Genomic DNA, 21329 nt, shown 5'->3' with positions numbered 1-21329 from the left:
CATCAGGTTGACAGACAGCAACAGCCTGGCAACCGACGGTTGTTGGCCGCAACCCGAGGCCAAAGAATCACCCGAAGTGATGATTTTCGGGCGGGCAGGTCTTTACGCAGGAGCTTTCCACAGCTATGGCGATCACATTCCCGCCGGAACGATCACGTTCTCGCGACGATCCAGGAGACGGCGATCAGACGCTCTCGCCCCGGATGGCGAGGAAGCGGGAAATCGCCGATCTCGCGATCTGACTCCCCCACCCGCCCCAGTTCACGTCGAAGCAGTGGTCCGCCCAGGGCAGTTCGACATACGTCGCAGGGGCCCCCGCCGCGTCGAGTCGCCGCGCCAGCTCCCGGGCCTGCGCCACCGGCACCGCGCGGTCCGCGCTGCCGTGCAGCAGGAGCGTGGGCGGCACGTCGGTCCGTACGAGCTTCGCGGGCGAACCCAGCAGGTAGCGGGCGGGGACGGCCTTCGCCGAACCGCCCATCAGGCGCGGGATCATGGGGTCGCCGCGCAGCGCGGTCCCGGCGATGAGGCGCCCCATGTCGGTCGGCCCGTAGAGGGAGATCACCCCGGCGACCGAACTGTCACGCACCGCACAGGACGCGGGGACGCGGTCATCACCCTCCGTGTAGGCGGCGGAGAGGGCGAGATTGCCGCCCGCCGAACTCCCCGCGAGGACAAGGCGGTCCGGATCGACGCCGTACGCGCGCGCGTGCCGTCGCACCCAGCCCACGGCGCACTTCACGTCGCCGATCTGATCGAGCTGGGTCACGCGGGGCGCGAGCCGGTAGTCGATGTCGAAGACCGACCAGCCGCGTGCGTTGAACCAGCGGTTCCACGCGGGGCTCTGGCTCCGGTGCCCCTTGTTCCAGCCGCCTCCGTGCACCCAGACCACGGCCGGATGACGCACCCCGTCCCGCTTCGGCAGGGTCCAGAGGTCCAGCTTGCCGCGCCGCTCACCGATGCGGGCGTAGCGGCGCGTACGGTCCCCGTCGGGAGCCTTCGCGTAGTTGATGCCATCGAAGTAGGCGGTGGGGGCCAGGGATTGTCCGTAGTCCTGGGCGGTTCGGCAGGCGGCGGCGTACGGCATGACTCCGTAGACGAGCGCGACGAACGCCGTAAGGACGGCGAGTCCGGCGCACCAGGGGTGCCGTCGCCCCGCGAGCACTCCGACCGTCAGGCCGATGACCGCGGACGGCACGAGCACGAGCCCCCAGGAGGTGACGGCCGCCGCGACGAGCACCAGGAGCGGGACGCGGGGCAGCGGCGATGCGACGAGCACGACGAGGGCGGCGTTCAGGAGGGCGACGACGAGGAGGAGCCCGCGGGAGAGGTGCGCGACGCACGAAACCCTGGGCTCTTTCCTGCCGTTGTGGCCGCCCCTTCGGGGAGAGTCCGGTGTCGCGGGCCCCGGAACGCGCTGGGGCGCGACGGTCGGCGTCATGACGGTCGTCACGCCGAAGAACTATCACAGAAGCGGACAAAAAGCCCTTAGGAGGAGTGGCGTGAGACGGGTCCGAGGGTGGTCTGAGTGGGCACGGGCAACGACCGGGCCCACGCGTCACACCGCGAAGCCCTCCCCGCCTCCGCCCTCCTCATGACTCCCGCTCCCGCCGCCGTCGCCCCCGGGGTTCGCGTCACGCGGTGAAGTGGTCGCCAGGCCCAGGGGCTTGCGCGCCGCCGCCTCGCGCTCGCCGCCGACGTGCCGCTGCGCCGGCACGTAGTACGCACCGAAGTCGTCGGCGTCCTTGGCGGTGGACGCCTTCTTCCACTGCTCGCGGTTCTGGTCGATCGCTTCGACGAGGGCGGTGACGTCGGCGTCCGCCTTCGTGGGCCAGTCGTGCGCGCGCAGCAGCCGCGCCTGCTCGGCGAGGCCCTTCTCGACGCGGCCCGCCCACTCCTTGTGGCCCGGCAGGTCTTCCTCGAAGTTCTCCGTCTCGGGATCGGTCCCGAACGCCTCGTAGAGGGCCTTGTCCGCCTTCAGGTAGGCGAGCTGGTCGGCGTCGAGGTTCGTGCCGTCGCGGCGCAACGAGCCCTTCAGGGTGCGCTTCTCCTCCGCGTCGCCGAAGAGACAGGTGACGTCACGGTCTCCTTGGCGCCAGGTGTCCTGGTCGGGCACGAAGTAGTTGATCTCGGCGTCGCCCCAGTCGATCCAGGTGTCGAGGACGTAACCGGCCTGGAGATCGACGCAGTTCTTCTCGGCGATGGAGGCGAGTTCGGAGTCGCCCGGGAAGCTCACGTGGTTCACCGGGAACGAAGCGAAGACCTCACCGTCGTGCCGCGACGAACAAGGCACCGTGTCGACCTGGAAGGCGTACTCCGCCCCTCCGAGCTTGCCGCCCGGGACGTTGAAGCACTCCCCCTTGTCGACGGGGAACCCGGAGCCGCTCCGGGCGGCATCGCGCGCCCCCTGCCGGAAGCCGTCCATGAAGTCGTGTGCGGCCCCGGTGGCGACGGCGAGCACAAGGAGCACGATGCCGACCACGGAGAGGATGCTGCCCGCGATCGCCATGCCCTTGCCGCGCTCCCCCTTCTTCGAGATCTGCGCGAGCGCGACGAGGCCGAGGATCAGGCCGACGGCGGGCAGGAAGCAGAGGATGCCCAGGACGAGCGAGGCGATCGCGAAGCCGTTGACCGGAGGGCGGGAGTACGGGGAGTACTGGCCGGGCCACCGCTGGTACGGCACCTGGGGCCCACCCGGATACGGCCCTTGGGGCCCGCCCGGGTACGGAGGCTGTGCGGGCGGCGGCCCGTAAGGGGCCTGCCCGTACGGCTGCTGGGGGCGACCGCCGAGGTCGGGCGGCGGGGGTATGTCCACGGGTGACGTGCTCCTGGTTCGTGCGGGTCAGTCGGTGCAGGTGAGGCAGTCGGTGCAGGCGGGGCTTCGCGTCGAATGAGCGTACGCAAGGCGCACCTCGTCCTCGCGTACCGGCTTAGCGAGAAGCCAGGACCACGGCCAAGACCGGACGCGACATGACCGCCACGCACCCGTCATGACACATCCGCCCCAACTGCCCCAACTAGCCTGCCGACATGACAGCATTGCCGGATTGTTTCTGCCCCACCGACGGAACCCGTGTCCCAGCGGGCACTCTCGCCTGGTGCTGCCCCGTCTGCCGCGGCCCGCTCGACCTGGACTTCTCCCCCAATCCAGCGCCGCTGAAGTCCCTCACCGGAAGAGTCAATTCGCTGTGGCGGTACGCGGAGTCCCTGCCGCTGCCCGCCCCCGCGTTCTCGCTCGGCGAGGGCCGCACGCCGCTCGTACCGCTGGACGGCGCGATCTCGGCCAAGCTCGACTTCCTGATGCCGACGCTCTCCTTCAAGGACCGCGGCGCGGTCGTGCTCGCCGCGCTCGCGCTGCGGCTCGCCCCGGAGCGGGTCATCGCCGACAGCAGCGGCAACGCGGGCACGGCGGTCGCCGCGTACTGCGCGCGGGCCGGGCTGCCCTGCACCGTGTACGTCCCCGAGGGCACGTCGCCGAAGAAGCTGGAGCAGATCGGCGCGCACGGGGCGCGGCTCGAAGTCGTCCCCGGTGACCGTGAGCAGACGGCGCGGACGGCCCGGGAGGCGGCCGACGCACCCGGCACCTTCTACGCCTCGCACGTCCACAATCCCTACTTCCTTCAGGGCACCAAGACGTACGTCCATGAGCTCTGGGAGGACCTGGGAGGCCGCCTGCCGGACGCGCTCGTCGTGCCCGTGGGCAACGGCACCCTGCTGCTCGGCGCGGCCCTCGCGGTACGTGAGCTGCACGCGGCGGGCCTGATCGCGAAGGCCCCCACGCTGTACGCCGTGCAGGCAGCGGCGGTCTCCCCGCTGGCCGAGGCCTGGCACGCGGGCGCCGACGAGCCCCTGGGCACCACCCCGATGGCGCCCACGCTCGCGGAGGGCATCGCGATTCCACGTCCGCCACGCGCGCGGCAGATCCTGCGGGCGGTACGCGGATCCGGCGGCGCCTTCCTGACGGTGACGGAGGACCAGATCCGGTCCGCCCAGCGGGATCTGGCAGAACGCGGCCTGTACGTCGAGGCGACCGGCGTCGCGTGCTGGGCGGCAGTACGGGACGGCGCTCTCGGTGAGCGCACGGCAGTGGTGCCGCTGTGCGGTGCGGGTCTGAAATCCGGCCTCGCCGACTGAACCAACATCGACTGGACCATCGCCGACTGGGCCATCACCGATGGACTCGTCTACCGAATCGTCTGCGGTTGCACTACCACCTCATACCCCTGCCGCCGACCGCACTCATCCACGAATGGCCGGAGGCCTGCCCTGAGTTGGGCTGTGGTCGTACGCTTGTCGCCACCATCGACACGACGGTGCCGCACCATCGGTACATGAGTGCTGACTGCTGAACTACTGATGGCGATCGGGAGGTCACGGGGGTGGAAGCGCGCAGCCCGGCGAGGGTTCGACACGAATTGGTCGCCGACATCGTCGACGTACTGCAGGAATCGGGGACGCTACGGCAGGAGAACAGCGCCGACTTATGGGTACGCATGCTGAGCGACGAGCTGGCGTGCCCCGTGGCCCCCTTGCGCAACGCGGCGCTTCGGCCCTGGCTGCTCCACCTGGTGGAACAGTGCGCGGACGTCCCTGACGGGCTGCCGTGTCTGGTGCGCTGCCTGAAGTACCTGGAACAGCAGTCTTCCGCCATTCTGTCGCTGCTGCGGCTGGTGGACGAATGGGAGGCCGTGGAGTTCTTCGACGGCGCCGACCTGCGTCCCTTGCAGCCCGTTCTGCGGGACATGCGCTCGTCGGCGGGGCTCGCCGCCCTTGCCCGGCGTGCCAGCCGGTCGCGCACACAGGAATTGCCCGCGTGGTGCGACACGGGATGGGCAGTCTTTCTACGACTGGCAGGCGACAACACCGCCGCGAAGGAACTCCCGGTGAGCATGGCGTTCCTGGTTCTGGCCGCCGAACAGCTGGTGGAGGACGGACAGATGGAGGCAGCGGAGGCCCTGCGCCGCTGGAACCGTCAGCAGGCCAGGGCGTGGGGCTTCGAGGACCAGATCGCCGACTGGCAGCGCAGCGGCATGACCCAGCAGGCACCGGCGCCCATGGTGCCCGCCTATCTGATGATCCAGTTCGAGCCCGACGGAGTGGACCCCGACCGCTATTTCCTCTCCCACTGGCGGCAGTCGGACGCCGAGGGCTGGCATCCCGTACCGGGCGAGACCCTCCACCTGCACCGCGACGAGCTGCCCGCCGAGGTCGAGGTCCTCATCGAGCAGACCGAGGAGCGGTGGGCCGACCTGCGGCAACCGGTCGTCCTGGAATTCATCCTCCCGTGGGAATTGCTCGGCGAACCGGTGGAGTGGTGGCACAAGGAGTCCTCCTCCTCGTCACCGACGCCCCTGGTGATGGACTACGCGGTCCTGATCCGCAGTTTCGAGCGCCTGCGCAAGGCCGCCTGGCACCGTCCCTGGCACAAGAAATGGCGCCAGCTCAAGGAGCAGCCCGCGGACAGCCACTCGTACTTCAATCCTCCCGGCCAGTCGCACTTCCACCTGGAGCGCGAGCTGAAGGAGGACGACCGCGCGGTCTGTCTGGTCCTGAGCCAGCCACCGGGGACCGACTCTCCCGCGGGCCACCAGGAGTTCATGGCCGGGCTGCGGGCCGGGGTGCCCGCGATGATCTGGCACCGGGGCGACTGCGGTGACCCGGCCTTCAAGGAAGCGGTCGCCGAGATGGTCCAGGACCGGGGCCTGTCCAGTCTGGTCTCGCGCGCCGGAAATTGGCGCAAGGAGGCTCTGGCGCTCGGCCCCGAGGGCTGGGACAACCACGTGGGGCGCCATCTGGCGATCCTGCTCGACGATCCGGAACGCAGACCCGGGCCGCCCGGCCCCGACCGTGCGCCGGTGACGCATTGAACGGGCGCGTCGAGCGCATGTCCGTGAACCTCCCGCACACGGCGACAGGAGGTGCCGCTCCGTGAACCAGCCGGCCTCCGCTGCCGTGCGGCTGTCACCCGGCACGAACTCTCCTGCCTCAGGCGCGTTTTCCCCTGCCGTAGGCGCGACTCTTCCTGCCGAAGGCGCGACTTCTAGCACGATTTCCGCGCCCTGGGGCCCGTGCGGCCGTACCCCCTTGCTCGCAGTGCGGGCGCACTGTCACGCTGCGCCTGTGGACGTCACGCATGCCCGCTCTCTGCGGGACTCCGCACAACCGTTCTGGCCGCCACGACGCCTTGAGGGCGCATATGCATGACGACCATGACAACGGAGGGCAACGGCAGGGACCGGCTACGCGGGCACGTCGTGAGGCCGCGTCCGTTCTCGGCCGACTCGGACATGCCGAGCCCGGCCGGTCCGGCAGACAGGAGCGCGCCGAAGCGGTCCTCGTCATCGACAGCCATGTGACGATGAAGGTGTGGCAGCAGACGGTCGACGACCTGGTCGCCGAGCTGAACCACGAAGGGGACTTCGCGCGCGTACGCGTGCTGCGCCTGCACGGCACCGACGAGACCGACCCCGCCCGCGTGCGGCCGGAGGAACCGCTCGGCGGCGCCGGTGACATGCGCCGCGTGATCCTCGTACTGACCGACGGTCTCGCGGCCGGATGGCGGTCGGGCGCGGTCATGCCTCTCCTGCGCGCCTGGGGGCGTGGCTGGCCGGTCGCCGTCGTCCACGTACTCCCGCAGCAGCTGTGGTTCCGTACGGGCCTCGACGTCTATCGGGTACGGCTGCGTGCCGCCCACGCCTGGGCGGCCAACAACGAACTCGACTGGGAGCTGCGCGAGGCCCCGGTGGAGTCGCACGACCCGGACGAGCCCGAGGTCGAGGGGGACGCGGTCCTCGTGCCGGTCCTCGCGCTGACCAACCGCTGGGCCGAGGCCTGGACCCAGCTCGTCATGGGCCCCGAGCCGCGCTGGCTCGAGATGTCCGCCATCCGGGCGCGGGAGTGGAAGCGCCGGCCCGACGCGGCGCGCGCCCTGCCCTGGACGGACGGTGTCCCCGACCCGAGCAGCACGGTGCCCGCGTCGGAGCGCGTGTCGGACTTCCGCGCCGGCGCGTCGCCCACGGCCTTCACCCTGGCGACGCGTCTGTCCGCCGTGCCCCTGAGCCTCCCCCTCATCCGCAAGGTCCTGGAGACCACACCGGGAGCGGGTCCGGCGCACGCGTCGGAACTCCTTATGAGCGGCCTCGTCCGGCCCAGTGGGACGGGGGGCGACGACGTGACGGACGTGGCGTTCTCCTTCGCTCCCGACATCCGCGAAGAGCTGCTCGCACTGGGCCGCCGCAGTGACACGGCACGGATCCTGCACGACGTACGCGCGTTGTTGGCGGGCGACGGAACAGGAGCACCCTCGCCGCTCCCCTCCCCCGCCGAACCACTGGACACCCTGGCCATGCCCCGGGTGAACAGTCGCAACATCGGCTTCCTCCGCGTGGAACTCGCCGCGCTGAGAGCACTCTCCGGACGTTTCATGCAGCGCGCCGCCCTGCTCGCGGGGGTACTTGGCTGGCACGATCGTCGATACGCAGTCAGCCTGGCGAAGAGCGGTGGAACCTCCGTCCCCCAGCACGCCCTTGAAGGAGCATCAGCGATGTCGACTACGCCTCAGCAAACGGTGGAGGGGGACCGCACATCACAGCCGCGTGTCTGGGGAAACCTACCGCCGAGGAACCCCAATTTCACCGGCCGCACCGAGCTCCTCGAACTCCTCGGCGAACGTCTGCGCGAAGGCACGACCACGGTCCTGCCCGAGGCGATCCACGGCATGGGCGGCGTGGGCAAGACCCAGCTGGCCATCGAATACGCGTATCGGCACCAGAGCGAGTACGACATCGTCTGGTGGATCCCCTCCGAGCGGCCGGGCCAGATCGGTCAGGCCCTGGTGGAACTGGCCGGGCGCCTGGGCCTTGAGACCAGCACCGAGGCGAACATCGCAGGCCCCGCGGTGCGTGAGGCACTGCGCGAGGGCCGCCCCTTCTCGCGCTGGCTGCTGATCTTCGACAACGCCGACAACCCCGAGCAGGTACGCCATTACTTCCCCACCGGAGGCAACGGCACGATCCTGGTGACCTCCCGCAACCGGCGGTGGGGTCTGGTCGGCGGCTCGCTCGAAGTGGACGTCTTCACCCGCGAGGAGAGCAAGGAGCTCCTGCGCCACTCCGGGCCGCCCCTCCAGGAGGAGGAGGCCGACCGACTCGCCGAGGCGCTGGGAGACCTGCCGCTCGCCCTTGAGCAGGCAGCCGCGTGGCGTGCGGAGACGGGCATGCCCGCATCCGAGTATCTGCGCCTCTTCGAGAACAAGCGCACCGAACTCCTGGAGACGTCCCCGCCCCCGGACTACCAGCTGCCGGTCGCGGCGGCCTGGAACGTCTCACTCGACCACCTGGAGACCCGCAGCCTCTCGGCCCTGCGCCTGCTGCAGCTCTGCTCGTACTTCGCTCCTGACCCGATCTCGCGGTCCATCTTCTCCGGCCTCGGGAACAGCAGCATCTTCCCCGAGCTCGACGCGACGCTGAACGACCCGATGCGGCTCGCGCGCGCCATAAGGGAGGTCAACCGCTACTCCCTGGCCCGCATCGACCACCGTACGAATTCCATCGAGATGCACCGCCTCGTACAGCTCGTCCTGAACAACCGCATGACGCCCGAGGAGCAGTCCCGCATGCGTCACGGCGCCCACACCCTGCTGGCCGCCGCGGACCCGAAGGCGCCCACCACGGCGGCGAACTGGCCGCGCTACGCGGAGCTCTACGGCCACGTCATCGCCTCCGACGCCATCAAGTCGGACCAGCCCTGGGTGCGTCAGCTCGTCATGAACGTCGCCCGGTATCTCTACCACTGGGGCGATCACGAGGTGTCGCTCGACTTCTCCGAACAGGCCTGGGAGACGTGGCAGAGCGTCTTCGGCGCGGAGGACCAGCAGACGCTGCTCATGGGGCAGTGGCTCTGCTACATCTACTGGGTCCTCGGCCGGCACGGCGAAGCCGTCGAACTGGTGGCCAAGCTCAAGGCGATCTACGAGCGCACGGCGCCCCCGGGACGCGAGGACGTCCGCGAGGACGCGCTGGCCGCGATCGGCCTGGAGGCCGCGGTGCGCCGCGTCGAGGGCGAATTCGCCCTCGGGGCCCAGCTGGACGCGACGGTCTACGAGCGGGCACGCAGGGCGTTCGGCGAGGAGGACCCCACGACGCTCGACGCCGCCCACAACCTCGGCACGAGCCTGCGCCTGGTCGGCGACTTCCGTCAGGCCCTCGAACTCGACGAGAGCACCCTCGCGCTGCGCCTGCGCGTCCTGGGCCAGGATCACTCGCGGACCCTGATGACGGAGAACAACGTCGCCATCGACGTACGCGAGAGGGGCGACTACGTCGGCGCCCGCGCCCGCCAGCAGGCCGTCCTCGACGCCTACCGCGACGTGTTCGGCAGCGGAAACCCCTCGACCATCCACACCATGCGCCAGCTCAGCGAGGCCTCCCGCAAGGCCGGCGACCACGCGCAGTCCCTGGAACTCGCCACGGAGGCGTACTCGAAGTTCTCCCGCCGATACGGCGACACCCACCCCTCGTCGCTCTCCGCCGCCCTGACCCTGTCGGTGGCCCTGCGCCAGAACGGCGACCTGAACGCGGCACGCGAGCGCGGCATCAAGGCCTGCCAGGAGTACCGCAACATCTTCTCCCCGCAGCACCCGCATGTCCTGTCCGCGGACGTCGACCTCGCTGTCACCCTGCGCCTTCTCGGTCAGCCCGCCGAGGCGAAGCGCCTCGACGAGGCCGCGCTCGCCTCGCTGACCGAACGCCTGGGCGAGGCCCACCCCATCGTCCTCGCCACCGCCATCAACCTCGCCAGCGACCTGGCCGCCCTCGGCGACCACCATGCGGCCCACGAGCTCGGGCAACGGACGTTGGAGCACTGCCGCACCACCTTCGGCGAGGACCACCCCACCACGCTCGCGTGCGCGGGGAACCTCGCGATGGACCTGATCGAGCTGGGCGAGGAAGCCGAGGGCGCCGCGCTGCGTGCCGACACCCTGGCCCGCATGGAACGCGTACTCGACGCTCCACGGCTCCTCGTGGAGCCCGGCGCCCCGCACCCCGCCACACTCCAGGCCAAGGCGGGCCAGCGGGCCAACTGCGACATCGACCCGGTGCCGCTGTAGCCGACGGGCGAGGGGGCGGGTGACACACACCCGCCCCCTATCTAACTTACTTACTTACTCAGCGTCAGCCGTCGTGCTCCTTCGCGCCACGTGCCACCCACTCCGCGAGCAGCACCGGATCAGCGCCCTGCCCCGTCACGTTCTCCAGCGCGCGCTGCACCGCACACGCCTGCTCCGGGAAACTCCGCAACAGCCAGGAGGCGCCCTGGTGGGCCTCCTCACCGGCGAGGGCCCGCCCCAGTCCGGCCCAGGCACCGGGCGGCGCCCCCTTGCCCGAAAGCCGCGCGGCGAAGGCGTCCCGCGCCCCGGCGCGGTCGTCGCGCGCCAGCAGGACGTCGGCGTCCTCGGCTCCCTCGGCGTCCCCCGCGTCCTGGCCGGCGCCGGTGAGCCGGTACCGGGTCAGGACGGCCTCGGTGTCCAGGAAACGGGCCTCGGAGTCCGGCACGAGGACGGGCTCATCGGCGAGACCGGGCGGGGGACGGTCGTCCCCGCGCCGCCAGGCCCGCACCGCGTCGTCCACCGCGGTGGCGGGCGGCCGCAGATGGTGAGCGCGCCACCGTGCCCGGTGGCCGACCGCCGCCTCCCCGGCAAGACGCAGCTCCGCGTCCGGCACAGCCTCGTCGAGCCACGGAGCACAGTGCTCGCGCAGGGTGTCGAGGAGGCGTCGGCCCAAGGGGGTAAGTCGCTCGTGCGTACGCACCACGTTCAGCGTCGACCACACCTGCGTGCGCCACAACGCGAACTCGAAGTGCGCGAGTGAAGCATGCGCGGCGTCGGCGGAGTGCCGGTGGGCGCGCCAGAAGCGGGCGACACCGGCGAAGGCGTAGATCCCTTGCAGCAGGCCGCCCAGCGGGCGCGGATCGTCGCGCCACGGTGCGCGGAACAGCTCTTCGGAGCCGGGGGCGGAATCGCGCGTGTTCAGGGGGCGAAGCCGCATCAGGCTGCCCAGCTTGATGTGCTGGAACTCGTGCACCAGCGTGGCGGCGAGCTGTGCGGCGTCGTCCGGCCGTGAGGCCATGACGCCTCCGAAGGCGTCGCCCGCGGTCACGCTGTGCGGCCGGAACCTCTCCCTCGCCGGGGTGGGGGTCACCGACACGAGCCCGGCGCGCATCGCCTCGGCACTCTCCGGTTCGTCGCGCAGCAGGATCTCCCACGCTTCGGTGAGCATGACCTGCCATGCCTGTGCGTCCGCCGCGGACAGGAGCAGGGGATCGCTGGGGCGCGGGAACGTCCGGTAGGGGTCCAATTCCTCCAGCGCGAGGCGCATGGGCGGACGCGCCGTCCCCAGGGTGACCCGCCGCACGGCACGCCATCCGGGCGCGATGTGTTCGACCCCCGGCCCGACGAGGACCGTGCCGTGTTCCCCGGTGATCCGCAGCCGACCGTCCCGCGCCTCGACACGCGCGGTGCTCCACGGCTCCCTCGCCCCGAGCTCCGCACAGCCCAACGTCGGCAGGAACGCCACGCCCCGGCTCACCGGCACGGCGATCGAGAAGTCGAGACCGGCCCGCACCCCCGCCGACGCGGCGAGCGCCGACACATGCCCCGCCACCACCCACAGGGGCGCGTCCTCGAAGGAGGCGCCCCTGAGCCGACGCAGCGCGAGGGAGAGCCACATCCCCGTGTTCGGTGACATCAGTACGTCATCGAAGACATCCGGAGCCGTCCGCTGGACGCGCTGGAGCAGGGACCAGGCCTCGCGGTACGAGACCGCCGCTCCGGTCTGAGGGGGCGGGCCGTTCCCGGGAAGGCCGTCGTGCAGCGCCCGCAGAAGGAGCATGCGGCGGCTGCGCTCGGCGGCGAGGAGCTCCTCCACCGCCGCCCGGCCGCCCTCACCCCGCGCCAGGTCATGGAAACCGGCGATCGACAGCTGGTGGAGCGGCAGTGTCACCGCCCCCGTGGGTCTACCCGCCATGGGCCGTCCGCCACGGCGCCGCGGCCGTCCCGTCAGTCGAAACGGGACGGCCCTCCGTAGGTATTCGTGATGGCCTGGGCATCATCGATGTGATCCAGCAGGGGCTCCAGCGACCCCTCGATGGCACTGCTGTCCATGGAAAGCAGCGCTTCAAGAGAAACCCCCGAGAGATCTACGAGATCGGACTCGACGGCAGGCATCGATCGCTCCACGGCTGCCAAGTCCCCTCCCCCGATTCCGTGCGTGCGCAGTCCCTTTCCCTCATGATGACCCAGCACGGCACGCTGCGAAACCCCGCGACCGAGCCGCGCCCGACATCAAGTCAGCAGTATTGATCGGCCAGTTGAGCCGCCGCACGGTCCACGTCGGCCACTTCCGCCGACTGTCCCTCCAGGAGCCGGACGGTCTCCAGGAGCTGATCGAGTGTGCCTCTGTAGCGCAGACACGTGCGCACCATGCCGTAGACGTCCATCCTCAGCCGGGCGTCCCTCGGCCGGTTCGCGGCGATCTCCGCGTCGATGCTGTCGAGCACCAGGCCCAGGCCGTTCGGCTCTCGCAGGGACGGTATCTCCACCAACGCGTCGACGAGCCCTATGAGTTCACGCAAGGGCAGGTCAGAGGGGAGGGCGGCCAGGCTCGCGGGGGCCGGCGTGCCCTTCGGCCCCACCGCGGAACCGAGCCCTCCACGCTCGGGAAGACCGGCGTCCCGGTGGAGGCGCGCGAGGTCGGCCCGGGACAGTACGCCGTACCAGTGCTCCACCCTGCGGGCCGCGAGCCTGCCGAGGCCGTCCGAGCGGTGGTGGGCGCTGATCACACCGACGACGGCACCACCGGACCAGACCACCGCGCCCGACATGCCCTCCCAGGGAGAACGCCCGGGTTCGGGGTCCGCGCGCGGTGCGAGAACGGCCAGTTCGAGTGTGCCCTCGCGGCGGTTGGACAGGACGGAGACGGTCCCGGAGGCATGGCAGGAGTCGCGGTACTGGCTGGGGGCGCCGTCGTCGATCAGGCGCATCCTGTCGTCACGCAGCTTGAAACGCGGGAAGCCCATCACGCTGACGGGCAGCACCACATCGCTCTCGGGGACGGCCGCGTAGCGGGGCGGTTCGACCCCCTCGACACCGGGCGGCACCGTCGTGATCTCCAGGAGCGCCACGTCCGCCGACTCGGCGAGCAGCACGACGCGTACGTCGGCGCTCCACTCCCCCGGCAGATCGGCGTCGAAGCGCACCCGCACCGACTTCACGCGGCCCATGACGACATGGGCGGCCGTCAGTACGGACCTGTCGCCCACGCGGTAGCCGGACCCGCGTCGCCCGGGATCTCCACCGGGCCTCTCCACCAGTACTTCGGCGACCCGCGCCGCCTCAAGGCCCCCCGGCGCCGACATGACGGCCGGGCTCAGCGCTCGTGCGCGGTCTGGTCACCGCTGACCCAGGGCCGCTGGTCGGAACCGCGGACGCGGGGTTCCAGGCTGAGGGTGACGCGGTGGGTGGTGCTGTTCGACTGCTGGCCGGAGGCGCCTGCCTCGACGACCCAGAATCGGATCCTGCCGTCCGCGGAACCCGACCGCTGCACGGCGAACTCCGCCTCAAGCTGTACCGGGCCCAGTTCGAAGCCCAGTTCCTCACCCTCGGCCGCCGCCATGGCGGCGGCGAGTTCCCCACGTAACTGCGCGATCATCTCGGCGAGTTCAATCACGCCGAGCCCCTACCCCCGGCGTGTCGCCTCCACACGGCGGAGGCGGTCCGGGGGAAGCCGAAGGGGCCGGCCGGCACGACGACGGCCGGCCCCTGGCGGGTTCTCAGCTGTTGCCGGCGCCGTTGCCGGACAGAACCGGGATGTCGTTCAGGATGTGCGAGATCGGCTCGTCACCCTTGGCCTGGGTGGAGTTCTCGGTGCACTGCTGGTTCTGCGGGGCCGACAGGACCGGGATGTCCTGGACGGCGATCGGCACGAGGCCGACGAGGGAACCGACGTTCGCCTTGACCGGCAGACCGACGCAGGGCTTGTTCAGGGTGCCCTGGACGAGCGTGAGCTGGGGGCTCTGGTGACCCGCGGTGGCGGAGTTGCCGAACGCCGTCTCGGCTCCGTTGCCGCTCAGGGACGTGGTGCCCGAGTCGTCACCGATGGCCATTGCCTGGGGGGCCATCCCTGCCGAGATACCGGCGACGGAGGCGGCGATGGCCGCGGATGCCAGGAGCTTCTTCATTGTGATTCCCTTCAGGAGCGGGCTCCGTTGGCAGAGCCGCGTGATGATCAACTGCCTGATGAGGCGATGGTTGCGACGGACCATCCGGTTGGCCTAGTAATCAGACGGCCGTCAACGGCATTCCAGGGTGTCCCCGCGGACGGTCGCCGGGCTGTTGTACCTCGGCGGATCGCTCATCCTGGCCTTCGAGTCGCGAGGCGTCAGGGGCCGGTCCTCGCCGAGGGCGGCGAAGACCTTGTCGGCCTTGGCCCGGTCCCACTCGAGCGAACCGTTCACCGTCATGTTGAAACCGCTGACCGGCACCGTGGTGAACTCCATGGAGGACGCCGGGAGCTTGCCCAGGTCCGACGCGAGCGACAGCAGCTGTCCGGTGCTGAACCCCCGGTCGACCCGCGCCGAACCGATGAGGGACCGGCTCAGTTCCGCCGCCCTGCCCGGGTCGGCCAGGACGTTCTCCGTACGTACGCTGCGCATCGCCCCGATCAGGAAGCGCTGCTGGCGCTGGATCCGCCCGAAGTCGGCACTCGAGTCCACGTGGCGGGAGCGGACGTACTGCAGGGCCCGGCCGCCGCCGAGACGGTGGCTGCCGGGCGCGAGGTCGAGCTTGGTCGTCCTGTCCTTGAGGGCGCGGGGCGTGCAGACACGTACGCCTCCGACCGTCTCGACGCTGTCCATGAAGCGCCGGAAGTCGAGCTGGAGGTACCGGTCGACGCGGACACCGGTCATCCCCTCGACCGTCTGCACGGAGAGCGCGGGGCCGCCTTCCGCATAGGCGCCGTTGATCTTCCCCGGATGCGCCGGGAGCTCCTGGCCCGTGGCCTCGTCGCGGTGCGCGGGGATCTCGGCGTAGGAGTCCCGGGGGAGGCTGACGACGCTGACGCGGTCCCGTGCCTCGGAGACATGGACCAGCATGAGCGTGTCCGTGCAGTCGCAGGCGACTCCACCCGCATGGAACTTACGCTTCTCTTCCCGCGTGATGGTGTCGCGGCCGTCCGTTCCCATCAGAAGGATATTCGTACCGCTTCCCTCGTCCGGTCGATTCTTCATATCGCTGAAGACATCGACGCGTTGGACGGGAAGGGGCAGTGCCGCGGCGTTTCCCATTCCAGCGGCGGCGGCGATCAGAAGGACCCCCGGAATGGCGAGACGCAGCCTTCGCGCCCGCCGGAATCCGGTCGGTGAGGAGAGGTGAGTGAGCAAGCTGATCTCCGCTGCGGGGGGACCGGGACGAAGAAAAGGTAAACCGCTCGACGGCACCCTGTACGCCGGGGCTTCGCGGCGCGCACGAACAACAACTCGTTCGCCCTAAGCCGTCGGTTTCGCCGGATTCAGCAGCTGGAACAGATGCCTCGACACACGCCCGTCAATGGCGAGGGAACATGGCTGACTTCAAGCGGCAATGGAAGCGTCAGATCCTCATTCCAGTGAGCAGAACCTCTCCGGAACGCCGCGTCGAGGATCCCATCTACACATCGCTGCAGGATTCCTGGCAGAGCCAGGGGAAGACCGTTCCGGGGCGCCCCGACCAGGAGTGGGCGGCCCTCATGTCACGCGATCACTGGCCACGGGGCTGACAGCCGGCCGGCGTCGTACACCACCAGGTCGTACACGACGAGAGCGCACACAACAGCGGGCCGCCGGTGAACGGCGGCCCGCTGAGCGGTGCGTGGGAGATCAGCTGTTGCCCGCGCCGTTGCCCGACAGGACCGGGATGTCGGAGAGGATGTGCGAGAGCGGCTCGTCACCCTTGGCCTGGGTGGAGTTCTCGGTGCACTGCTGGTTCTGCGGGGCCGACAGGATCGGGATGTCCTGGACGGCGATCGGCACGAGGCCGACGAGGGAGCCCACGTTCGCCTTGGCCGGGAGGCCGATGCAGGGCTTGTTGAGCGAGCCCTGGATCAGCGCCATCTGCGGGCTCATGTTGCCGTACGTGGAGGAGTTGCCGTACGCCTGCTTGGCGCCGTTGCCACTGAGCGACGTGGTGCCGTGGTCGTCACCGATCGCGCTTGCGGACCCAGCTGCGGCAGCCGACATGCCGACGACGGAGACGGCAACCGCAGCTGCAGCCATACCCTTCTTGATCACAACTAATTCCCTTCTGGAGAAACCCCGTTCGCCGGAGCGCTCTGATTAACTCCACGCCCGCCGCTTGGTTGCTCCCATTCACTCTGATGGCCCAACGTGAGCCGGATGGACCCCCAACCGAGTGAAGTCCCGAAACCCAAACTCGCCCCGACAGGTTGGTCAGTGGGCAGTGACTCGAGCGTCTGCCAGAAAAGGAACACGCAAAATGATGAAGAAGGCTATGGCCACGGCGGCAGTTGCCGTTTCCGTTGTCGGCATGACCGCTGCCGCAGCCGGCTCCGCGAGCGCCATCGGTGACGACCACGGCACCACCTCCCTGAGCGGCAACGGCGCCGAGCAGGCGTACGGCAACTCCTCGACGCACGGCGACATGAGCCCCCAGCTCTCCCTCGTCCAGGGCTCGCTCAACAAGCCCTGCATCGGCCTCCCGGCCAAGGCGAACGTGGGCTCCCTCGTCGGCCTCGTGCCGATCGCCGTCCAGGACATCCCGATCCTGTCGGCCCCGCAGAACCAGCAGTGCACCGAGAACTCGACGCAGGCGAAGGGCGACGAGCCGCTGTCGCACATCCTCGACGACATCCCGGTCCTGTCGGGCAACGGCCAGTCCAACGGCTGATCCACCGGTGTGAGACCGCTCGGGCTGCCCGCCTTCTCCAAGGCGGGCAGCCCGGGCTCCCGCGTTTTCGAATGCGGTAATTCGGGTGAATTTTCCGAATGGCGGAGACTGGTGGTTTCTTCCGCCCCTTTAACTCGTTTGCAGACTGCGGGTCATGGTGCGAGACGTAAACAGAAGTGCTCGCTCGGTTTCGACTGCCAGATCGGCATGACCACAGAGAAGGGAACATCTGTGAAGCACAAGAAGAGCGCAACGATCATCGCTGGTGTCGTGATGGCCATGGGCATGGCGGCCCCCGCGTTCGCCGACGCCGGCGCCGAGGGTGCGGCTGTCGGGTCCCCGGGCGTTCTCTCCGGCAACCTCGTCCAGGTCCCGGTGCACGTTCCGGTCAACGTCTGCGGCAACACCGTGAACGTGATCGGCCTGCTGAACCCGGCGTTCGGCAACACCTGCGCCAACACCTGATAGCACCCAGCCACCAGGCTGTTTCTCATGGCCGGCCTTGGACCGTCACTTCGACACACCAAGGCCGGCTTTCCACTGCTCAGAGGAAGACAACTACATGCGACAGGCCATTGGTAAAGGGATGCTCGCGACCGCGGCCGCCGCGACAAGCATCCTCTCCCTGTCCGGCTCGAACGCGTTCGCCGTGGACGGGAACGCGGTGGCGGCGGGCTCGCCCGGCATCTTGTCGGGCAACAGCGTGCAGGCCCCCGTCGAAGTCCCGCTGAACGCCTGCGGCAACAGCGCCGACGCGGTCGGCGTGGCCAACCCGACGTTCGGCAACAGCTGCGCGAACACCGGGTCCGCCCCGAAGCAGCACACGCACGCGGAGCACGCGAGCGCCGAACACGCGAGCGCTCCGCATCGAGCGGCGACGCCCAAGCGCGCGACACCCAAGCATGCGGCGCCCAAGCACGCGGCGCCGGAGCGGGCGCCGCAGCAGCGAGCGGCCTCCAAGGCGGACAACGGACCCGGGTACGGCGAGGACACGGACTCGCGCTCGGACACGCACTCCGGCTCGAACGCCGGCACCCACGCGCTGGCCGAGAGCGACGCCGCGCAGTCGCCCGGCATCCTGGCGGGCAACAACGCGCAGGCGCCCGCTGACGTGCCGGTCAACGCCTGTGGCAACACCGTGGACGTGATCGGTGTGCTCAACCCGGCGATGGGCAACAACTGCGCCAACGGAGCGCCCTCGGTGACGCCCCCGCAGCAGGAGACGCCTCCCTCGCACGAGACGCCTCCGACGCCTCCGCGGGCCGCCGAGCCGCCGACCGATCGCGCCGTCCCCCAGCCGAGGCAGCCCGGTCAGCCGCCGCGGCACGTCGCGTCCTCGACCGACCGTCAGGTGCCGCAGGCCGCCCCCGCGGCGCCGCACGCCTCCGCCCGGCTCGCCGAGACCGGAAGCGACCAGGACCTCATGGCCGCGTCAGCGGCGAGTGCCGCTCTGCTGCTCGGCGGGGCAATCCTGTACCGCCGCGGGCGCGCCTCGTCCGGTCGCTAGTACGCCCGGACATGCCGCTGGCGGGGAAGAGACACCCAAGGGTCTCTTCCCCGCCAGAACGGTAGGGGGGCCGGCCCGCGAGGGGGTGTTGCCGACCTACGGCGAAGACGCCGACGGCTGGCGGAGGGCAACCAGGCCCGTCCCATGACGATAGAGTCCACCACCTGATCGCCGCCCACGAAGAACCGATTCACCCGTTCGCCGACGGCATCACCTGATCGAGTTCCCGACAGCCGGGATCGCCGCTCAGCGCTTGACGGCATCCATGGGCGTACGGCGGTCGCGCCCACCGGCCGGCGCCGGAACCGCGGGACTCACCGGCCCCCGCCGCAGACTCCGTCGCACCCCTCGTACCAGCCTGCCCGCCGTGAAGGACGCCCCCTGCACGAAGCGCATGGCAGGGCCGAAGCTGGACGCCGTCACCAGGCCCGCGAGGAACAGGCCGGGGTACGAGGACTCGAAGTCCGCGGAGGCGTAGGGCTCCCCGGCGGCGTTCACCGCCAGGCTGCCGCGCACGTCCGGGGCGAGCAGGCCAAGGCGCGCGCTCGTGGCCTTGAATCCGGTGGCCGCGATGACGTGGTCCGTCTCGAAGTCCGGGGCGCCGGACCTCGCTTCGCCCACGACCTCTAGCCGTACCCGGCCCGCCGCGACCGACGCCGTGGCGACCTCGTGGTCGAGCAGCACCTCCACGCCTGACTCCACCCTTTCGCGCACCCACCAGGCCCCGGCCGGGCCGAGCGCCGACGCCGAGATCCGGGCGCGGGTGGCCTCGGGAAGGCGCCGGAAGCCGCCCGGCACCTCCGAGTAGAACCAGTTGCGCCACCCGCAGCCGAGGCCGCTGTGCGGGGCGCGGGCGGCCTCCCGCCAGGGGCGCTTCCACGCCGGGGGCACGGTGTTCCAGCTCAGCTGGTGCGACCGGGCGAGCACCCGTACGCGCGTTCCCTGCTCGGCGAGGAGCGCCGCGGTCTCCAGGGCGGCCTGGCCCCCGCCGATCACGGTGACGTCCTTGCCGCGGAAGCGGTCCAGGTCCCGGTGGTGGCTGCTGTGCGAGACGTGCTCCGTGCCGAGCCCGAGCAGCGCCGAGGGGATCTCGACGAAGGGGATCACCCCGACGGCCAGGGCCACCGTGCGGCCACGGATGGTCTGGCCGTCCTCCGTGGTCGCCTCGAACCCCCCGGGGCAGGCCCTGAGGGACCCCACCATCCGTTCGTCGACGTCCGGTACGGCGTGCTGCGCGAACCACAGGCCGTACGAGGCGAACGTCTCCACGGGGACCGGCTCGCCGTGCCGGGCCTCCGTGCCGCCCAGCCTGCAGTACTCGGCCAGGCCGTAGCGGCCCCGGGGGTCGGAGAGGTTCGACGCCCAGGGTTCCGACTTCAGGAACATGCCCCGCGGCATGTGGTCGCGCCAGGACGCCATGGGCCTGCCGAAGACGCGTACGTCGAGTCCGGCACCGGCGGCGTGCGACGCGATGGAGAGCCCGTAGGGCCCGGCTCCGACAACCAACAGGTCATACATCAGCAACTGCTCGCTCTCTCGTCGTGGATACGGGCGTCTTCGGCACGGCCGGAACCGTCGGGCGCACCCTCCGTCTCAGGCGGCCGAAGAGGCGACGCGTCACATGGCGGCACCACAGCACCCACATGGCGAGGGCGGGAGCCAGGTCGTCCTGGGCGTGCCAGGCGAGCTCGCGGCGGTGTGCCGCGGTGGCGGCGGGGCCCGCCGTCATCAGGGCGCGCAGGGCGGTCAGCGGGGAGTAGTTCTCCACGACGAACCTGCGGCCCGGGAGAACGGCGGCGGCGGGCAGCGGCCGGTGTGTCATGTCCAGGTGCTGGGCGCGCACCACGTCCAGGTCGGCCCCGTCGGCGAACAGGCGGAACTGGGCGCCGGGCCGTGGGTTGAAGTCGAGCAGGCAGGGCTCGCCCGTAGCGGAGTCCCACCGGAAGTCGAGGTCGAAGATGCCCCGGTAGCCCAGCGTGTCAACCAGTCTCGCCACGCCTGCCCGCAGGCCCGGGTCGGGCGTCCACTCGCCCACCGCCGTCAGGCCCGCGCCGCGCGGCCAGGACCGGTGCTTGCGGCCGGAGCCGCCGCCGCGCACGACGCCCGTCCGGTCGACGTATCCATGGACGAACCAGTCGCGGCCCGGGCCGTCGGGCAGGAAGGCCTGCAGCAGGAGGCGGCTGCCCGCCTCCTCGCTCCGCCGGTAGAGCTCCTGGGCCTCCTTCGCCGACCGCACCAGGACCGTGCTGCGCAGATCCGTCCCGGCCGGGACCAGCCAAGGGCGGCTCCACTTCGCCACCGCGGGAAGACCCAACTGCCTTACAGCGGCGGCGACTTGCGCCGGAGACTCCGGCAGGAGCGTCAGAGGGTGGGGAATGTCGGACGAGGCGCACAGCTGGGCCAGCGTCGCCTTGTCGGCCACCCGTTCCGCGAGCCCGCCCGCCTGGTCAGGCAGGAGATAGAGGTCGGCCAGTTCTCTCTGCAGGCGCCCGATGGCGAGGGCGCCCGCGTCGTCCATCGGAATGAGAACGGACGGCCTTGCGACCCTGCGGGCGATGCGGCGCAGTACGCCGGCGATTTCCTGGAGGGAGGCACCCGGCGGGGGCGGGGGGTGTGTCTGATGAAGATAGCGGGATCTGCGCACCGGGCTCTTCGCGGATTCCGCAGCCGCTACATGTACCTCCACTCCCGCGCGGCCAAGTGACCGAACAGCTCCGAGTGTGCCGTGATGAAAGGGATTCCGGTCGATCCGCAGCAGAACCGCGGGGACTCGGGTGTCGAGAGTTAGCACGGCCAAATCCTCTCAATTCGATCCCCCATGCGGGCGATGGGCACGCCCAGAGGATTAGGGGCTCGATTGGCGCAATAGAAATACATATGACTGAGTGT

Annotated in this window: 17 protein-coding genes; 6 read left to right on the top strand and 11 right to left on the bottom strand. The window is 70.4% G+C overall.

Annotation, left to right across the window (positions count from 1 at the left end; all coding sequences use genetic code 11):
* Window positions 1–184: 184 nt before the first annotated feature.
* A complete protein-coding gene (locus ACZ5CR_RS14855; protein WP_468857419.1) occupies window positions 185–1450 on the bottom strand; it encodes an alpha/beta hydrolase in 1266 nt (421 codons plus the stop codon).
* A gap of 105 nt (window positions 1451–1555) precedes the next feature.
* Window positions 1556–2812 carry a DUF4190 domain-containing protein gene (locus ACZ5CR_RS14850; RefSeq protein ID WP_468857418.1) on the bottom strand — a complete coding sequence of 419 codons (1257 nt, stop codon included), beginning with the start codon at window positions 2810–2812 and terminating at the stop codon, window positions 1556–1558.
* Window positions 2813–3027: 215 nt separating this feature from the next.
* On the opposite strand from ACZ5CR_RS14850, the gene ACZ5CR_RS14845 reads away from it, so the two are divergent.
* The 3 genes from ACZ5CR_RS14845 to fxsT all read left to right on the top strand — a co-directional run bounded on the left by ACZ5CR_RS14845 (window position 3028) and on the right by fxsT (window position 10105).
* Entirely contained in the window at window positions 3028–4131 is a 1104-nt protein-coding gene (locus ACZ5CR_RS14845) for a threonine synthase (RefSeq protein WP_468857416.1), read from the top strand.
* Window positions 4132–4376: 245 nt separating this feature from the next.
* Window positions 4377–5864: a VMAP-C domain-containing protein gene (locus ACZ5CR_RS14840; protein WP_468857414.1), complete on the top strand. Its 1488-nt coding sequence runs from the start codon at window positions 4377–4379 to the stop codon at window positions 5862–5864.
* Window positions 5865–6193: 329 nt separating this feature from the next.
* The gene (fxsT, locus tag ACZ5CR_RS14835; protein WP_468857413.1) at window positions 6194–10105 is read left to right on the top strand and encodes an FxSxx-COOH system tetratricopeptide repeat protein; all 3912 of its coding nucleotides are present in this window, start codon (window positions 6194–6196) and stop codon (window positions 10103–10105) included.
* Between the two features lie 64 nt (window positions 10106–10169).
* Here fxsT and ACZ5CR_RS14830 read toward each other — a convergent pair whose 3' ends face one another.
* The 7 genes from ACZ5CR_RS14830 to ACZ5CR_RS14800 form a co-directional block, all read right to left on the bottom strand.
* Window positions 10170–12020, bottom strand: coding sequence for an HEXXH motif domain-containing protein (locus tag ACZ5CR_RS14830; RefSeq protein ID WP_468857412.1), 1851 nt, complete (start codon window positions 12018–12020; stop codon window positions 10170–10172).
* 32 nt (window positions 12021–12052) lie between these two features.
* Window positions 12053–12241 (bottom strand): hypothetical protein, encoded by a 189-nt coding sequence (locus ACZ5CR_RS14825; RefSeq protein ID WP_468857410.1) that lies wholly within the window; start codon window positions 12239–12241, stop codon window positions 12053–12055.
* 101 nt (window positions 12242–12342) lie between these two features.
* The gene (locus tag ACZ5CR_RS14820; RefSeq protein ID WP_468857409.1) at window positions 12343–13410 is read right to left on the bottom strand and encodes an effector-associated domain 2-containing protein; all 1068 of its coding nucleotides are present in this window, start codon (window positions 13408–13410) and stop codon (window positions 12343–12345) included.
* An 11-nt stretch (window positions 13411–13421) separates the two neighbouring features.
* The gene (locus tag ACZ5CR_RS14815) at window positions 13422–13721 is read right to left on the bottom strand and encodes a trypco2 family protein (RefSeq protein WP_468857408.1); all 300 of its coding nucleotides are present in this window, start codon (window positions 13719–13721) and stop codon (window positions 13422–13424) included.
* Between the two features lie 103 nt (window positions 13722–13824).
* Entirely contained in the window at window positions 13825–14232 is a 408-nt protein-coding gene (locus tag ACZ5CR_RS14810) for a rodlin (RefSeq protein ID WP_468857407.1), read from the bottom strand.
* A gap of 111 nt (window positions 14233–14343) precedes the next feature.
* A complete protein-coding gene (locus ACZ5CR_RS14805; RefSeq protein WP_468857406.1) occupies window positions 14344–15234 on the bottom strand; it encodes an LCP family protein in 891 nt (296 codons plus the stop codon).
* A 672-nt stretch (window positions 15235–15906) separates the two neighbouring features.
* On the bottom strand, window positions 15907–16317 hold the full coding sequence (locus ACZ5CR_RS14800; RefSeq protein WP_468857404.1) for a rodlin: 411 nt from the start codon (window positions 16315–16317) through the stop codon (window positions 15907–15909).
* A gap of 205 nt (window positions 16318–16522) precedes the next feature.
* Between ACZ5CR_RS14800 and ACZ5CR_RS14795 the strand changes: the two genes are divergently transcribed.
* The 3 genes from ACZ5CR_RS14795 (at window position 16523) to ACZ5CR_RS14785 (ending at window position 18440) form a co-directional block, all read left to right on the top strand.
* Window positions 16523–16933, top strand: coding sequence for a rodlin (locus ACZ5CR_RS14795; RefSeq protein WP_453532173.1), 411 nt, complete (start codon window positions 16523–16525; stop codon window positions 16931–16933).
* 207 nt (window positions 16934–17140) lie between these two features.
* A complete protein-coding gene (locus ACZ5CR_RS14790) occupies window positions 17141–17398 on the top strand; it encodes a chaplin (protein ID WP_453532176.1) in 258 nt (85 codons plus the stop codon).
* A 97-nt stretch (window positions 17399–17495) separates the two neighbouring features.
* Window positions 17496–18440: a chaplin gene (locus tag ACZ5CR_RS14785; protein WP_468857402.1), complete on the top strand. Its 945-nt coding sequence runs from the start codon at window positions 17496–17498 to the stop codon at window positions 18438–18440.
* A gap of 246 nt (window positions 18441–18686) precedes the next feature.
* On the opposite strand, the gene ACZ5CR_RS14780 is transcribed toward ACZ5CR_RS14785, so the two are convergent.
* Together ACZ5CR_RS14780 and ACZ5CR_RS14775 are read right to left on the bottom strand one after the other, a co-directional pair.
* Complete coding sequence (locus ACZ5CR_RS14780) at window positions 18687–19958, bottom strand: NAD(P)-binding domain-containing protein (protein ID WP_468857400.1); 1272 nt, start codon at window positions 19956–19958, stop codon at window positions 18687–18689.
* Entirely contained in the window at window positions 19951–21231 is a 1281-nt protein-coding gene (locus ACZ5CR_RS14775) for a carboxylate--amine ligase (RefSeq protein ID WP_468857398.1), read from the bottom strand. The genes ACZ5CR_RS14780 and ACZ5CR_RS14775 overlap by 8 nt, the downstream gene beginning before the upstream one ends.
* Window positions 21232–21329: the final 98 nt, after the last annotated feature.

The sequence above is a fragment of the Streptomyces sp. NPDC031274 genome, assembly GCF_055570235.1.
The sequence above is the reverse complement of the archived record's forward strand: the minus strand, read 5'-3'. Positions and strand labels throughout refer to the sequence as shown.

What these genes read in the sequence shown, in the direction of transcription:
- ACZ5CR_RS14790 (WP_453532176.1), top strand. Translation starts at nt 17,141, where the DNA reads ATGACCACAGAGAAGGGAACATCTGTGAAGCACAAGAAGAGCGCAACG.
- ACZ5CR_RS14785 (WP_468857402.1), top strand. Translation starts at nt 17,496, where the DNA reads ATGCGACAGGCCATTGGTAAAGGGATGCTCGCGACCGCGGCCGCCGCG.
- ACZ5CR_RS14845 (WP_468857416.1), top strand. Translation starts at nt 3,028, where the DNA reads ATGACAGCATTGCCGGATTGTTTCTGCCCCACCGACGGAACCCGTGTC.
- ACZ5CR_RS14810 (WP_468857407.1), bottom strand. Translation starts at nt 14,232, where the DNA reads ATGAAGAAGCTCCTGGCATCCGCGGCCATCGCCGCCTCCGTCGCCGGT.
- fxsT (WP_468857413.1), top strand. Translation starts at nt 6,194, where the DNA reads ATGCATGACGACCATGACAACGGAGGGCAACGGCAGGGACCGGCTACG.
- ACZ5CR_RS14805 (WP_468857406.1), bottom strand. Translation starts at nt 15,234, where the DNA reads ATGGGAACGGACGGCCGCGACACCATCACGCGGGAAGAGAAGCGTAAG.
- ACZ5CR_RS14795 (WP_453532173.1), top strand. Translation starts at nt 16,523, where the DNA reads ATGATGAAGAAGGCTATGGCCACGGCGGCAGTTGCCGTTTCCGTTGTC.
- ACZ5CR_RS14820 (WP_468857409.1), bottom strand. Translation starts at nt 13,410, where the DNA reads ATGTCGGCGCCGGGGGGCCTTGAGGCGGCGCGGGTCGCCGAAGTACTG.
- ACZ5CR_RS14780 (WP_468857400.1), bottom strand. Translation starts at nt 19,958, where the DNA reads ATGTATGACCTGTTGGTTGTCGGAGCCGGGCCCTACGGGCTCTCCATC.
- ACZ5CR_RS14830 (WP_468857412.1), bottom strand. Translation starts at nt 12,020, where the DNA reads ATGGCGGGTAGACCCACGGGGGCGGTGACACTGCCGCTCCACCAGCTG.